The sequence below is a fragment of the Actinomadura sp. RB99 genome (assembly GCF_014706005.1).
Taxonomy (GTDB): domain Bacteria; phylum Actinomycetota; class Actinomycetes; order Streptosporangiales; family Streptosporangiaceae; genus Spirillospora.
This window is the reverse complement of record NZ_JABMCA010000009.1, coordinates 133,459-147,810: the sequence shown is the minus strand read 5'-3', so window position 1 is coordinate 147,810 and position 14,352 is coordinate 133,459. Positions and strand designations below refer to the sequence as shown.

The window sequence follows — 14,352 nt, the reverse complement described above, 5'->3', positions numbered from 1 at the left end:
ACGGCGGCGCCACTTCTTTTCGCGCGACCGTGCAGAAATACCGGCACCGGACCCGGTGTGATTTTGATCAAATGGTGGAGGTCGCATAGCACGGGAAAGGACGTCGGCAGTGGCGGGCGAGCGCACCGAGCGCGGGTCCGAGCGGGACCGGGAGCACGTCCGGATCGTCCTGCTCGGCCGGGTCGGCGTGGAACGGGCCGGCCGCCGCACGCTGCCCAGCTCCGGGATCGCCCGCGCGCTGCTCGGCGCGCTCGCCCTCGCCGGGCTCGCCGGGCTGTCCGGCCTCGGCGACGACACGCTCAAGTCGCTGCTGTGGGGTGCCCGCGAGACCGTCATCTCCGACTCCACGCTGGCCGTCGCCGTCTACCGGCTGCGCCGCTGGCTCACCGAGGCCGCGGGGCCGGGCGTCGAGGTCGTCCGCACCACCAACGGGTACGCGCTGGAGCTGCCGGACGCCGACATCGACGCGGCGGTGTTCCGGCGCGCGGTCGCCGACGCGGGCATGCTGCCTCCCGACCGGCGCGCGGGCGCGCTGGAGCGCGCGCTCGGGCTGTGGCGGGGCCGCGCGCTGGAGGACGTGTCGCCCGACTCCGTCGACCAGGCCGCCGTCGACCGGCTGGAACGCGAGCGGGTCGAGGCGACGATGGAGCACGCCCGGACGGTCCTCGCGGCGGGCGCGCCCGAGCGCGCGCTGCCGCACCTGAGCCCGCTGGTGCGCGCCCACCCGCTCGACGAGCAGCTGCTCACGGTCTGGATCGAGGTGCTCGCGTCGTGCGGGCGGCAGGCCGAGGCGCTGGAGGCGTACGAGGAGGCGCGGGTCCGGCTGCTCGACCAGCTCGGCGTCGACCCGGGGCCCGAGCTGCGCGGTGTCCACGTCCGCGTGCTGCGCCAGGAGACCGCCGCCGGTCCGGCCTCCGCCGCCTCGAACGCCGCCGCGCCGGGCCGCGCCGAACCGAGGGACGGCGACGACAAGGACGCCGGCACCGACCGGGACGGCGGTAACCGGGACGGCGGCGACAGGGACGGCGGCGAGAAAGACGGCGGCGACCGCTTCCGCCCGGAGCGGCCGAGCCAGCTCCCGCCCGCCGTGCCCGACTTCACCGGCCGCGGCGACCAGATCGACAGCATGCTCGCGCTGCTGTCCGCCGGGGACGGCGACGAGCCCGTCTCGGTGTCGGCCGTCGCCGGGATGGGCGGGATCGGCAAGACGGCCCTCGCCGTGCACATCGCGCACCGCACCCGCGACGCCTTCCCCGACGGCCAGCTCTTCGTGGACCTGCGCGGCGCCGAACGCGATCCCGCCGACCCCGCCGAGGTGCTCGGCCGTTTCCTGCGCGCGCTCGGCGTCAACGCCGCCGCCGTCCCGGAGAACCCGGGCGAGCGCGCCGCGCTGTACCGCAGCATCCTCGCCGACCGGCGCATCCTCGTCGTGCTCGACAACGCCGCCGACGAGACGCAGGTCGAGCCGCTGCTGCCCGGCGGCCGGCTGTCCCGCGCCGTCATCACCAGCCGCACCCGGCTCACCGCGCTGCCCGGCGCCCGGCTCATCGAGCTGGACGTGCTGACCCCCGCGCAGGCCGTCGACCTGCTCGTGCGCATCGTCGGCGCGGACCGGATCGCGGCGGAGCCGGAGTCCGCCGCCGAGCTCGCCCGGATGTGCGGCCACCTGCCGCTCGCGCTGCGCGTCGCCGGCGCCCGCCTCGCCGCGAAGGCGCACTGGAGCATCGCCGGGTTCGTCCGCCGGATGCGCGAGCAGGGCCGGCTGGACGAGCTGACGCAGCGCGGCCTCAGCGTCCGCACCACCCTGCACCTCAGCTACCAGGGCCTGGGCGCGGACGCGCGGCGGCTGTACCGGCTGCTCGGCCTGCTCGACGCGCCCGACTTCGCCTGCTGGACCGCGGCCGCGCTGCTGGACCGGCCGCCCGCCGAGGTCGCCGAGCTGCTGGAGACGCTCGTCGACGCGCAGCTGCTGGACGCCCAGCTCCTCGATGCTCAGCTCCGCGAGGCCGAGCTCCTCGACGAACAGGGCCGGTCCGCGGTGCCCGGCGCCGTCCGCTACCGGTTCCATGACCTCGTCCGCGACCACGCCCGCGAGCTGTGCCACGACGAGGACGGGCCGGAGACGCGCACCGCCGCGCTGCGCCGCGCCCTCGGCGGCCTGCTGGCGCTCACCGACCGGGTCGTCGAGCTGGTCACCGGCGGCGGCGACGCCCTGGCGGCGGGCCCGGCCGTCCGGTACCCGCTGGACGAGGCGATCGTGCGGAACACGCTGGCGCACGCCCCCGACTGGTTCGAGGCCGAGCGGTTCGGGCTCACCACCGCCGTGCGGCAGGCCGCCCGGCTCGGTGAGGAAGGGCTGGCCTGGGAGATCGCGGTCCGGTCGGCCATCCTGTTCCAGCCCGCGCACTACACCGACGACTGGCAGCAGGTCATCGCGGACGCGCTGCCCGTCGTCCGGGCGGCGGGCGACCTGCGCGGCGAGGCGGCGCTGCTGGAGCGCACGACGGACCTGGCGTGCGCGCGCCGCGACTACGACCGGGCGCTGCGGTCCGTCCGGGAGGCGCTGCGGCTGTTCGAGGAGACGGGGAACCCGCACGGCACCGCCCTCTCGCTCCGCCAGCTCGCGACCGTGCACCGGATGACGGGCCGGTTCGGCGACGCCGAGGCCGACGGCCGCCGGGCCCGCGAGCTGTTCCGGCGCGTCGGCGACGTCGCGGGCGAGTCGCACGCCGTCCTGGTGATCGGCTGCGCCCAGTACGAGCGCGGCGTCGCCCAAGACGCGCTCGGCGTTCTCACCATGGCGCGGGACCTGGCGCGCCAAGCCCGCTACACCGGCGTCGAGCTCCAGGCGGTGTACTGGATCGGGCAGGCGCTGCTCGCGCTCGGCCGTCCCGGCGAGGCCCGGCCGCTGTTCGAGCACATCCACGAGGCGGGCACCGCGGCGGGCAGCCGGCTCGTCGGCATGTACGCCGCGCACGGCCTCGGCTGCACCGCCTTCGCGCTCGGCCATACGGCGGAGGCCGAGCAGTCGCTGCGGCTGGCGCTGCGGCTCGCCGAGGAGCGCGCCGACCCGCTGATGCGCGCGCGCATCATGTACGTGCTCGGCGACCTCTACTGGGACCGCGGTGACCTCGCCGCGGCGAGGCGGCTGCTCGAACGCGCCCTGAAGCTGGCCACCGAGGTGTCGGTGCCGCTCTGGCGGGCCAAATGCCTCTTCCTGCTGGGCGCCCTCCTTCAGGTGTCCGGCGATCAGGCGGCGGGCGATCAGGTGACGGGCGGGGACGCCGGCGGCGGGGCGGATCCGCGCCGCGAGGCGCTGGAGATCTTCGACGCGCTCGGCGTCCCGACCGAGGACGGGACGGCCGCGCACCTGCTGTGGTGATCGCGCGCCACCGGCCGGCGCCGCCACGGGCCACACCGCCACCGGCCACACCGCGATCGGCCCGCGCCGCAGCGGGCCCACCCCCGTGCGGCCCGTCGCGGTCGATCTCCACGCGGCCACGGTAGGGCGGGCCGATTACAACTCGCTTACACCTCGGCCCGCGCCCGAACCGATCGTCCGCGGCCGGAGTCCGTGCGCGGGAGAAGAGGACGCTCCACTGCGGAGTGTGAGCCGTTCGTCGCAGACGGTGCGCCGTTCGTCGACGGGAGGGGTTGAAGCGTCGAACGGCGGCCAAGGGGCTCGCTACCGTCTTCTCATCCGCAGGGCGCCCCGCGCCGAAGCCGCTTCGGGGGGAGCGGCCGTCCCCAGTGCGCGTATGGGCCGGCCCGCGGAACGGGGGGAGAGGGGTCACTCTGGGGGGAGTGGCCCCTCTCCGTTTATAACTTCGCTATAAGCGCCCCGGCTTCAAGGCGTCGCCGCTTAAGCAGCGCCCGGCGGCAGGGCGGCCCAGAATTCTGGCACCGCGGAGACCCACCCGCCGCGGCTCCGGCTAGTGAAGGGCACGCCCCCCGATGAACAGGACATTCGCCCGTTCGGTCCGGCTCCTCTCCGTCGCGTCCGTCCTCGCCGCCGGTGCGGCGCTGGCTCCGCCCGCGAGCGCCGCGGCCCCGGCGAGACCCGCGACCACCACGGCCACCGAACGCACCGCCATCGTCGGACGCGCCGCCGACAATCCGTACCAGCGCGGCCCCGCGCCGACCGAGGCGAGCATCACCGCGGAGAAGGGCCCGTTCGCCATCGAGACGATCCCCGTCCCGGCGGGCAGCGGCACCGGCTTCAACAAGGGCACCGTCTACGCGCCGACCGACACGAGCCAGGGCACGTTCGGCGCCATCGTCGTCTCGCCCGGCTTCGTCTCCCCGGAGGCGTGGATCTCCTGGTACGGGCCCCGGCTGGCGTCGCAGGGCTTCGTCGTCATGACCCTGGAGACCAACAGCCTCCTCGACGTCCCCGCCTCGCGCGGCGACCAGCTTCTCGCCGCCCTCGACTGGCTGACCGGCAAGAGCGGCGTCAAGAACCGCATCGACGCGACCCGCACCGCCGTCATGGGCCACTCGATGGGCGGCGGCGGGACGCTGGAGGCCGCCAACAAGCGGCCGTCCCTCAAGGCCGACATCCCGCTCGCGCCGTGGGACACCAATTACAGCTTCCCGAACATCAGGACCCCGACCCTCATCATGGGCGCGGACAACGACTTCATCGCGCCCGCGTCGTCGATGGCGGAGTCGTACTACAACAACGTCAAGACGGCGCCGGAAAAGGCGTACCTGCTGCTGAAGAACGCCGGCCACATGACCTTCGTGTCACCGAACACCACCATCGCGAAGTACTCCATCGCGTGGATGAAGCGGTTCGTCGACAACGACGCCCGCTACGACCAGTTCCTGTGCCCGGCGCCGAAGCCGGACGGCGCCATCGCGAAGTACCTGGACACCTGCCCCAACGGCTGACCCCGCCCGGGACGGTGGCGGCGCCCCCGCGCGAGACCTGGGGGCGCCGCCACCGTTCCCCGTTTCACGCGGGGGACAGCCGCCGGTCCCCGGAGTCAAGGCGGACGAGGTGGTGCAGCAGGAGCAGCAGCTCGATCCGCCGGTCCGGGTCCAGCATGGCGCCGCCGACGGTCTCCTCCAGCCGCCGGATCCGGTACCGGACGGTCTGCTCGTGCACGAGGAGCCGCTCCGCCGCCGCCACCGCGTTGTCGCGGCACTCCATGTAGGTCAGCAGCGTCCGCGACAGCGCGTCCCTGCGGTGCGGCGCCAGCGCCATCAGCGGCCCGAGCCGGGCGCCGAGCGCCACGTCCAGCAGCTCCTCGCTCTGCGCCGCGACCAGCGTCGGCAGGTGGTCCAGGCAGCGCAGCGGCTCCTTGCCCGGCAGGACGCCGCGCTCGATCAGCGCGAGACCGCGCCGGGCCCAGCGCAGCGACAGCGCGGCCCGCGCCGGCGGGACGGTCGGCCCGATCGCCGCCGCCCGCGTCCCCCGCACCGCCGCGGGCAGCCGGTCCCGGCCGGGGCCGTCCGGGTCCGGGCAGATCAGGTAGGGGTCCGCGGCGTCCCAGTCGGCGAGGAACGCGGGCGGCAGCACCGGGGCGGGCCCGCCGGGCGCCGGGCGGAACGCGACGACCGCGAGCGTGCGCGGCACCTGCCAGCCGGCGTCCCCGGCCAGCTCCCCGATCGCCTCGTCGCTGGCCGGCGGGTCCATGACCAGCAGGTCGCGCAGCCGCCGCCGGAACCGCTCCCGCTCGCCCGCCAGCTCGCCCTGCGCCCGCGCGTACCCCTGCCCGGCCGCGCAGGCGATCCGCTCCAGGAACACGAACAGCGCCTCGGTGATCGTCCCGAGGACGTCCAGCGACCAGCCGAGCCGCCGCGCGTCCTTGATGAACCGGCGGCACGCGACCTGCCCGCCGACCCGGATCGCGGTCTGGAGCCCGTCGAGGCCGCGGCCCGTGCGCGCCTCGTACGCGCCGATGCCCTCGAAGATGCCGGTGACCGCGGCCCAGTCCATGTCGGGACGGCCGATCGAGTCCACGAACTGGTGGACCGTCTGCTCGACGGCCCACCGCATCCGGCGCCCGTAGCGGCTGTCCGGCGGGCGCGCGTACTCGGGGACGAGCCCCTGGATCTCGCCGACCATCTCGGTCGCGGCGGCCTCCAGGTACGGCCGCAGCGGCTCGGCGATGCCGGCGGGCACCCGGGAGAGCGGGAACTCCGCGGCGGCGGGACGGGCGGACCGGCTCAAGACACCCTCCTGGAACTCGCGACCCCCGATGCCACTGGGGCTCCCAGCGTCCGCCGCCCGGTCCCGCGGCGCTAGGCAGGACCGAGAGGGATCCGGCCGCCGCGATTGTCAGCGCCCTGACAGTCTCCGGGCCGGATCGGCGGCGGCGTCGATGACCGTGAGGAGTTCGCGGAGGGTTTCGCGCTGGGCGTCCGACAGCGGGGAGAGCACCTCGCGGGCGGCCTCGCGGCGGGTGCCGGCGATGCGCGCGCGGACCGCGCGGCCCTCGTCCGTCGGGCGGACGAGCAGGGACCGGCGGTTGGCCGGGTCGGGCTCGCGGGTGACGAGGCCGTCCTCCTCCAGAGCGTCCACCAGCGTGGTCGCGGAGCGGGGGACGATGTCGAGGCGCCGGGCGAGGTCGGTCATCCGCAGCGGGCCGTCGGTGCCGACGATCACCCGGAGCGCGCGCGACTGGGCGGGGGTGAGGCCGAGCGGCGCGAGCCGCTCCACCTGGTGCCGGCGTATCCGCTTGGCCGCCTTCAGGAACAGGTCGGCCAGATCGTTCTCCATGCATCCGAGCCTAGCTCATAGTTGTGCGGAAATAATTATGAGCTAACCTCAGTTACGTTGAGGGTCGTCCCCCGGAAGGAGCCGCCCATGGCGAAGGACCCCACCACGAACTCCACCGCGAACCCCGCCACCGACACCGCCACCGACACCGCCGCGAACGCCGCCGCGAACGCCGCCGCGAAGGCCGCCGCGAAGGCCGCCGCGAAGGCCGCCGCGAAGGCCGCCGCGAAGGCCGCCGCCGGCACCGCGCGTTCCGACCGCGCACGCATCCTGCGCCTGTTCGTCCCGTACCGCGCCCGGCTGGCCGGCGTCGCGCTGCTCGTCGGCCTGTCCGCGCTCGTCTCGCTGGCCTCGCCGTTCATGCTGCGCCACATCCTGGACGTCGCGCTGCCGCAGGGCCGCACCGGGCTGCTGTCCCTGCTCGCCCTCGGCATGATCGCGATCTCGGTCGCGACCAGCGTGTTCTCCGTCCTGCAGACCTACATCTCCACCGGCGTCGGGCAGCGCGTCATGCACGACCTGCGCACCGCCGTCTACGCGCACCTGCAGCGGATGCCGCTGGCGTTCTTCACCCGGACCCGCACCGGCGAGGTGCAGTCCCGGATCGCCAACGACATCGGCGGCATGCAGTCCACGGTCACCACCACCGTGACCTCGCTCGTCTCCAACTTCACCGCCGTGACCGCGACCGCCATCGCGATGCTCGCGCTGGACTGGCGGCTCACCCTCGTCACGATGGTCACGCTGCCGTTCTTCGTGTGGATCAGCCGCCGCGTCGGCAACGAGCGCCGCCGGATCACCTCCCGGCGGCAGCGGCAGCTCGCCGCGATGTCGGCGATCGTGGAGGAGTCGCTGTCGGTCAGCGGCATCCTGCTCGGCCGCACCATGGGCCGCTCGCCCGCGCTCACCGACCGGTTCGCCGGCGAGTCCCGCGACCTCGCCGACCTGGAGATCCGCGCGAGCATGGCCGGACGGTGGCGGCAGTCCACGATCCAGATCGTCATGTCGGCGATGCCCGCGCTCACGTACTGGGCCGCCGGGCTCACCGTCTCGCGGGGCCACCCGCTCGTGTCGATCGGCACCCTCGTCGCGTTCACCACCCTGCAGACCAGCCTGTTCCGGCCGACCGTCCAGCTGCTCCAGACCTCGGTGGACGTGCAGAGCTCCATGTCGCTGTTCCGGCGGATCTTCGAGTACCTCGACCTGGAACCCGGCCTGGAGGAGCCCGCCGCGCCGCGCCCGCTGCCCCGGGCCCGCGGCCACGTCCGCTTCGAGGACGTCGGCTTCGCCTACGACGCGGACTCCACCGCGCTCACCGGCATCGACCTGGACGTCCCCGCCGGCTCGTCCCTCGCCGTCGTCGGCGAGACCGGCTCCGGCAAGACCACCCTCAGCTACCTGGTGCCGCGGCTCTACGACGCCACGTCCGGGCGCGTCACCATCGACGGCGTGGACGTCCGGGACCTGTCGTTCGCCGACCTGTCCGCCGCCGTCGGCGTCGTCTCCCAGGAGACGTACCTGTTCCACGCGTCCGTCGCCGACAACCTGCGGTTCGCCAAGCCCGACGCGACCGACGCCGAGCTGCACGCCGCCGCCCGCGCCGCGCAGATCCACGACCACATCAGCGGCCTGCCCGACGGCTACGACACCGTCGTCGGCGAGCGCGGCTACCGGTTCTCCGGCGGCGAGAAGCAGCGCCTCGCCATCGCCCGGACGATCCTGCGCAACCCGCCGATCCTCGTCCTGGACGAGGCGACCAGCGCGCTCGACACCCAGACCGAGCACGCCGTCCAGCAGGCCATCGACGCGCTCGCCGAGGGGCGCACCACCATCACCATCGCGCACCGGCTCTCGACCGTCCGGGACGCGGACCAGATCGTCGTCCTCGACCACGGGCGCGTCGCCGAGCGCGGCACCCACGCCGAGCTGCTCGCGGCGGGCGGCCTCTACACCGCGCTGGTCTCCCGCGACGAGGACCTGACCCCCGCCGCCTGACCGGCCGGGCGCCCGGCGGGCCTCGGCGGCGTCCGGCGCGGCCACGGCGGCGCGCGCGCCGGAAAAGGCGATCTTCCCGGCCCCCGCCAACCGGAATTCTTGGCAAAGGAATCCCCGCGCCGGTCAAAAGGAACCGGATCACCGGCAATGGCGAGAAGATCGATGAGGCCGATGGGACGGTTCCGGCGGACTGTCGCGATGACCCTTTTTCCTTGATCGCGCGCGAAAAACTTGACGCGTCGGAGGTCGACTTCCGCGGCACGCTGCGAAATGGTCTCCGGCATGGATTCCCGAATTCGAACCTCCACCGCCGCCGGCCCCACCGGATGGCTGCTCACCTTTCTCTCCGCGCGGGAGCAGGGCCTGCGCCCCCACAGCGGCCTCGCGGCGGGTCCCGCGGAATGGCTGCTGGTCTTCCTTGAGGTCGAGCGGACCGAACTCGCCGCCCGGCAGCGCCCCGCCCCCGTCCCGTCCCGCCCCGGCGGCCGGTCCGAGGAGCACCCGTTCGGCCGCATGAACGCCCGCAGCGCATAGAGACGAAGGTCATGATCATCGAGATGTTCCTCGCCGCCCTGATCGGCGGCGCGATCGGAGTCGCCGAACTCGTCGCCCGCTACCGCGACAAGCCCGTGGCGGCGCTGCTGTCGCCGGGCGGCCTGCTGTTCGCCCTCGTCAACACCGGCGCGTCCGTGGTCGCGCTGATCGCCGTCACCGCCGCCGGGTGGCGGTTCGGGCTGCCCTACACGATGCCGCCGACCGCGCTGCTGGTCGTCCACGTGATCGCCGCCGGGCTCGGCTCCGCCGCCCTCCTGCGCATGTCGTTCGCCCCGGCGCAGACGGTGTCGCCGGGCACCGGGCCGATCGCGCTGCTCAACGGGATCCTGCGGATCGCCGACGGCGAGCTGGAGCGCAAGCGCGCCCTCAGCCGGCTCTCCCACAACGACCTCGCGGACCTGTCGTTCGAGCGCGACCACGCCGCGCTCGCCGAGCTCTGCTGCCACCTGCTGCGCGAGTTCGACCTGGCCGAGGCGCAGCGCCTCGGCGGCCTCGCCGCCGAGCTCAGCGCCCGCGACGACCTGACCGACGCCGACAAGCTGGACTGCTGGGGCCTGGAGCTGACCCGGCTGGTCGGCGAGCGCGCGCTGCGGCAGGCGGCCCGCCGGCTGCGCGACCGCCCGCACGAGGAGCCGGACGCCGCCGAGGACGAGCGGCTCGCCCCGGTCGCGGCCGAACCGGACCCGCCGGCCGAGCCCGCGTCGGTCCCGCCGCCCCGCCCGCCGCTCGGCAAGACCTCCCGGCTCGCGCCGCACGCGAACGGCCGGATCGAACGCAAATCGTTCAGCGATGTCTGACGCTCCGTGAGAACCGGTGTGCCCCGCCACGGGGCACACCGGTATTTCATTGCCCGCGCTATTTCGCCCGGGCGGCCGCCGGCGCCGTTTCGCCCTGCTCTTCCAGAACCGCGGCGATGCGGTGCAGCGCCTCCGCCATCGAGATCATCGCCTGCACCTGCGCGGCCGCCATGAGATTCGCCGGCGACGGATCCGCGGCCTGCGCCTCCGCCGCCGCGTCGCACGCTTGCTGGCTCCACCAATGCACCCGCCGATCCTATTCGAACCGACCATTCCGCACCGGCCGCCGCGCGGTCGCAACCGAAAGGCCCGCATTCCGTGAGCGCCCGTCCGCCCGCCCCGCGTCCCGGCCGGCCGAACGTCCCGCCGCCGCCCTGGACCGGCAAGCCGCTCCGCCGCCTCACCGCGGCCGAGCTCGCCGAGGCCCTGGAGTACCTGGAGCGGCACCGTCCCGACGACGACGTCCTCGGCCGCGCGCTGGCCGGCGAGTTCGCCCGCCGCACCGCCGCCGAGCACCACGCCTTCCACTTCGACTGACCCCGCTCGGCCTCCCGGGGCCGGCCTCCCGGTCAGGCCGCCTCCCGGGCGGGGACGGGCTCGGGGCGCGCTGGTGCGGCGCGTCGGGCGAGGAGCGGGACGCACAGGAAGATGGACGTCCCCATGACGGCGAAGTACGGCGCCGTCCCGGCGTCCAGCAGGAACCCGCCCGCGAGCGGCCCGAGGAAGAACCCGAGCTGCCGCACCTCCGACAGCCCGAAGTAGGCGCCCTTGAGCTCGTCGGACGCCATCTCGTGGACGGCCATGTCCGGCATCGGGAGCAGGATGCCCTCGCCGGCCGTCCAGAACACGATGCCCGCGTACAGCCAGGCGAGGCCGGCCGGGCTCGCCCAGAAGCAGCCGAACGCCAGCGTGAAGCCCGACGCGCCCGCCCAGACCATCGTGGCGCGGCTGAGGCGCCCGGACACGCGGTCGATGGGGAGCTGGAACAGCAGCGCCAGGACGGCGTTGGTGATGAACAGCGCGGCGAAGTAGCCCTCGGCGCCGACCACCGCGAGCAGGCGCCGGTCCCGGAGGGTCGCGCGGAGCGCCTCCCGCGCGGACGGGGCGGAGGCGTCGCCGTCCCCGGCGGGCGGCCGCAGCGCCGCAAGCTCCCGGTTCCGCAGCAGCACCAGCAGCAGGTAGGCGGCGTAGAAGGCGGCCGGGACGGCGAAGAACGCGACCGCGCCGGCGTGGTAGAGGGCGCCGCCGATCGCGGGCCCGACGATCGCTCCGGCGCACAGCGTCATGTACCGGATCCGGAAGATCCGCCCCTCCGCGTCGGCGGCGTGGGACAGCAGCTTCTTCGCGCCCGGCTCCACCATTAGCCGCGCCGCGCCCAGCGCCAGGAACAGCAGCACGATCGCCGCCGGGTCGCTCACCGCGGCCAGCAGCCCGTACACGGCCACGTGGAGGACGAGGCCGACCCGCATCAGCGGCACCGCGCCGAGGCGGTCGACGAGCACGCCGCCCGCGAGGCCGCCGAACGCCGCGGTGAGCGCGACCGCGCCGACCACCGCGCCGACGGCCGGCTTGCCGAGCCCGGTGTGCTCGCTCAGGTAGAGGGGCGCGAACGGCATGGCGGCGAAGAAGGCGACCGAGTTCAGCAGCGCGCCGCCTTCCAGCAGCCGCTGCGCCGGCGTCAGCCGCCACAGTGGCGTCCGGGCGCTCATGGCTCCGATTGTGCGGCGGGGGTCCGACATTTCCCGGCTCTCGGCCGCCGGTGACGGGGTAGGACGGGCTCATGGGACGTGATGTGAGGGTGCGCCGCGTCTACGACGGCGCCGCCGACGGGGACGGGGAGCGGGTCCTGGTGGACCGCGTGTGGCCGCGCGGCCTGTCGAAGGAGGAAGCCCGCCTCTCTCGGTGGGAGAAGGACGTCGCTCCGTCGACCGAGCTGCGCAAGTGGTACGGGCACGACGTGGAGAGGTTCGAGGAGTTCCGGCGGCGCTACGGCGCCGAGCTGGAGGACCCCGAGCGCGCCGCGGCCCTCGACCGGCTGCGCGGCGACGCTGACCCGGGCCCGCTGACGCTGCTCACCGCCACCAAGGACGTCGAGCACAGTCAGGCGGCCGTGCTCGCGGAGATCCTCGGCTCCTGACGCCCCGCCCACGGGCCACTACTTGCCGGTAACTGAGTATCCGCGCCCATGCGCACGGACGGGCCGGTGCGGCATCGTGGCGGGCATGAGCGAACGCGCCTTCCTCCCCGGCCCCGCCCTCGGCCGCCGCCTGGTCACCGCGGCCCGCGCCGTCCTGGGGGCGCAGGCGGCGCTGCTCGTCGCCGCCGGGACGGCGATGGTCGCGTACGGGGAGAGGGCCACCGGCGCCGAGGCCCGCGTGGGCGCCGCGATGATGTTCCTGGCCGTCTACCCGTTCGCGCTCGCGGTCGCGGCGGTCGCGCTGGCCGCCGCGTTCCGCGGCCGGCGCGCGAGCACGCGCGGCTGGGCCGCCGGGTACGAGGCGTTCCTCCTGCTCGTCACCGGGCCGTTCGTCAACCACCCGTCCCCGGGCATCGCCGCCCTCGGCCTCTGCTCCATCCTGACCACCGCGTTCGTCATCGCCGTCATGGCGTCCCCCGCCGCCGCCGCGCGCTTCCCGGTCCGGGCGGCGGAGGCTTTGCCGGCCGCGGATGATCATTTGAACGCGGCCGGGTAGGCGGGAGGGAAGCAATGATCGTCGCGGGAGGGGACCCCATGCCGTACGGATCGGCCGCCACCGGCGGAACGCTCGCCTACACCGGATTCGCGATGGGCCATGTCTGGCTCGCCGCGGTCGGCCTCGGCCTGGTCCTGGTCGGCGCGGTGCTCGTGAGATTCGGGTTCCGGCGCGGGCGCGGGCCGCTTGAACACTGAGTTCCGGTCGCCGCGGGCGCGGTACGCGCCACCGCGGACCCGGATCGCGCTGGCGGCGCTGCCGCTGGCCGGGTTCGCCGCCTGGGCGGTGAGCCATCTCGTCGCCAGCGTCACCACCTTCCGGACCCCGCTCGGGGCGACCTGCGTGGCCTGGGGCGTGTCGTTCCTCGCCCTGTGGTGGCTCCCGGTCTCCTGGCTGGAACGGCCGTTCAAGGCGTCCGAGGAGCAGCGGGACGCCCTCGACGAGCTGACCGTGACCGTCCAGGTGCCCGTCTACAACGAGGACCCGGCCGCGTTGCGCGCCTGCCTGCGCTCGGTGCTGGAGCAGAGCCGGCGGGTGGACCGCGTCCGGGTCGTCAACGACGGATCCGCCGACGCCGCCGGCGAGCCCGTCACCTTCGACGACGTGCGCCGCGACTTCGAGGCGGCCGCGTCCGCGCTCGGGATCGGCACGTCCTGGGAGTACACCCCCAACCGGGGCAAGCGGTTCGCGCAGATGCACGCCCTGGCCGGGGACGGCGCCGACGTCTTCGTCACGCTCGACAGCGACTCCGTCCTCGACCGGCACGCCGTCCGGGAGGGCCTGCTGCCGTTCGCGGACCCGCGCGTGCAGTCGGTGGGCGGGCACGTCCTCGTCCTCAACCGGACGGCGAGCCTGCTGACCCGCATGACGTGCGTGCTGTACCTGCCGTTCACGCGCGGCGTGCGCAGCGCCCAGTCGGTGCTGCGGCGGGTGACCATCAACTCCGGGACGCTGGCGTTCTACCGGGGCGACGTGGTGCGCCGCGCCGCCGGCGTGTACGAGCACGAGCGGTTCGCCCGCCGGCCGATGCAGATGAACGACGACTCGATGCTCACCTTCTATGCGCTGCTGGACGGCGACACCGTCCACCAGCCCAGCGCGATCGCGTTCACGCTGGTCCCGCAACGGCTGGACCACTACCTGAAGCAGCAGCTCCGCTGGATGCGCGGGACCACCGTCCGGCACCTGTGGTGGCTGCGGTACATGCCGGTGACCGGCGCCGTGTTCTGGATGACGGTGAGCGAGTACCTGCACCTGGTGCTGGCGCTGCTGCTGCCGCCGGTCCTGCTCCTCGACCCCTACTACCGGGCGCACCTCGGCCCGGTGGCGTCCTCGGGCGTGCAGGTGGGGATCGTCCTGAGCTACCTGTCGGCCCTGCGCATCTTCGTCGTCCAGCGCAGCGACGAGCCGGCGTGGGCGCGCGCGGTGCTGTTCGCCTGCACGCCGCTGATCGCGCTGTGGCGGCTGTTCGTCCTGCGGCCGCTGTACCTGTACGCGATGTGCACGTGCCGCAGGGTCGGCGACTGGGGGACGCGCGGTTCCGTCGAGGTCGCGCTGGCCGCACCGCGGCGGACCTGACTCCGCC

Annotated in this window: 14 protein-coding genes; 10 read left to right on the top strand and 4 right to left on the bottom strand. The window is 74.5% G+C overall.

Annotated features, from left to right (window positions below; genetic code table 11):
- The first annotated feature begins 109 nt into the window (after positions 1–109).
- Entirely contained in the window at positions 110–3,382 is a 3,273-nt protein-coding gene (locus tag amrb99_RS11600; RefSeq protein WP_190855789.1) for a BTAD domain-containing putative transcriptional regulator, read from the top strand.
- A gap of 572 nt (positions 3,383–3,954) precedes the next feature.
- Positions 3,955–4,893: an alpha/beta hydrolase gene (locus tag amrb99_RS11595; RefSeq protein ID WP_190855787.1), complete on the top strand. Its 939-nt coding sequence runs from the start codon at positions 3,955–3,957 to the stop codon at positions 4,891–4,893.
- Between the two features lie 64 nt (positions 4,894–4,957).
- Here the strand turns inward: amrb99_RS11595 and amrb99_RS11590 are convergent, their stop codons facing one another.
- A complete protein-coding gene (locus amrb99_RS11590) occupies positions 4,958–6,178 on the bottom strand; it encodes a helix-turn-helix domain-containing protein (RefSeq protein WP_241755463.1) in 1,221 nt (406 codons plus the stop codon).
- Positions 6,179–6,286: 108 nt separating this feature from the next.
- Entirely contained in the window at positions 6,287–6,727 is a 441-nt protein-coding gene (locus tag amrb99_RS11585; protein ID WP_190855784.1) for a MarR family transcriptional regulator, read from the bottom strand.
- A gap of 87 nt (positions 6,728–6,814) precedes the next feature.
- Between amrb99_RS11585 and amrb99_RS11580 the strand changes: the two genes are divergently transcribed.
- From amrb99_RS11580 to amrb99_RS11570, 3 genes are all read left to right on the top strand, one after another.
- A complete protein-coding gene (locus tag amrb99_RS11580; protein WP_190855781.1) occupies positions 6,815–8,722 on the top strand; it encodes an ABC transporter ATP-binding protein in 1,908 nt (635 codons plus the stop codon).
- A gap of 282 nt (positions 8,723–9,004) precedes the next feature.
- Entirely contained in the window at positions 9,005–9,256 is a 252-nt protein-coding gene (locus amrb99_RS11575; RefSeq protein ID WP_190855778.1) for a hypothetical protein, read from the top strand.
- A gap of 11 nt (positions 9,257–9,267) precedes the next feature.
- The gene (locus tag amrb99_RS11570; protein WP_190855776.1) at positions 9,268–10,074 is read left to right on the top strand and encodes a hypothetical protein; all 807 of its coding nucleotides are present in this window, start codon (positions 9,268–9,270) and stop codon (positions 10,072–10,074) included.
- 58 nt (positions 10,075–10,132) lie between these two features.
- Here the strand turns inward: amrb99_RS11570 and amrb99_RS11565 are convergent, their stop codons facing one another.
- Positions 10,133–10,321, bottom strand: a complete 189-nt coding sequence (locus amrb99_RS11565; RefSeq protein WP_190855774.1) for a hypothetical protein — start codon at positions 10,319–10,321, stop codon at positions 10,133–10,135.
- 71 nt (positions 10,322–10,392) lie between these two features.
- On the opposite strand from amrb99_RS11565, the gene amrb99_RS11560 reads away from it, so the two are divergent.
- A complete protein-coding gene (locus amrb99_RS11560) occupies positions 10,393–10,611 on the top strand; it encodes a hypothetical protein (RefSeq protein WP_190855771.1) in 219 nt (72 codons plus the stop codon).
- Positions 10,612–10,643: 32 nt separating this feature from the next.
- Here the strand turns inward: amrb99_RS11560 and amrb99_RS11555 are convergent, their stop codons facing one another.
- Positions 10,644–11,783, bottom strand: a complete 1,140-nt coding sequence (locus amrb99_RS11555; RefSeq protein ID WP_190855768.1) for an MFS transporter — start codon at positions 11,781–11,783, stop codon at positions 10,644–10,646.
- A gap of 71 nt (positions 11,784–11,854) precedes the next feature.
- Here amrb99_RS11555 and amrb99_RS11550 point away from each other — a divergent pair, with 71 nt between their 5' ends.
- The 4 genes from amrb99_RS11550 (at position 11,855) to amrb99_RS11535 (ending at position 14,345) form a co-directional block, all read left to right on the top strand.
- Positions 11,855–12,211: a DUF488 family protein gene (locus amrb99_RS11550; RefSeq protein WP_190855766.1), complete on the top strand. Its 357-nt coding sequence runs from the start codon at positions 11,855–11,857 to the stop codon at positions 12,209–12,211.
- Between the two features lie 85 nt (positions 12,212–12,296).
- Entirely contained in the window at positions 12,297–12,767 is a 471-nt protein-coding gene (locus amrb99_RS11545; protein WP_190855764.1) for a hypothetical protein, read from the top strand.
- A 38-nt stretch (positions 12,768–12,805) separates the two neighbouring features.
- Complete coding sequence (locus tag amrb99_RS11540) at positions 12,806–12,964, top strand: LPXTG cell wall anchor domain-containing protein (protein ID WP_190855761.1); 159 nt, start codon at positions 12,806–12,808, stop codon at positions 12,962–12,964.
- The gene (locus amrb99_RS11535) at positions 12,954–14,345 is read left to right on the top strand and encodes a glycosyltransferase (protein ID WP_190855759.1); all 1,392 of its coding nucleotides are present in this window, start codon (positions 12,954–12,956) and stop codon (positions 14,343–14,345) included. Before amrb99_RS11540 ends, amrb99_RS11535 begins: the two co-directional genes overlap by 11 nt.
- The last annotated feature ends 7 nt before the right edge of the window (positions 14,346–14,352 follow it).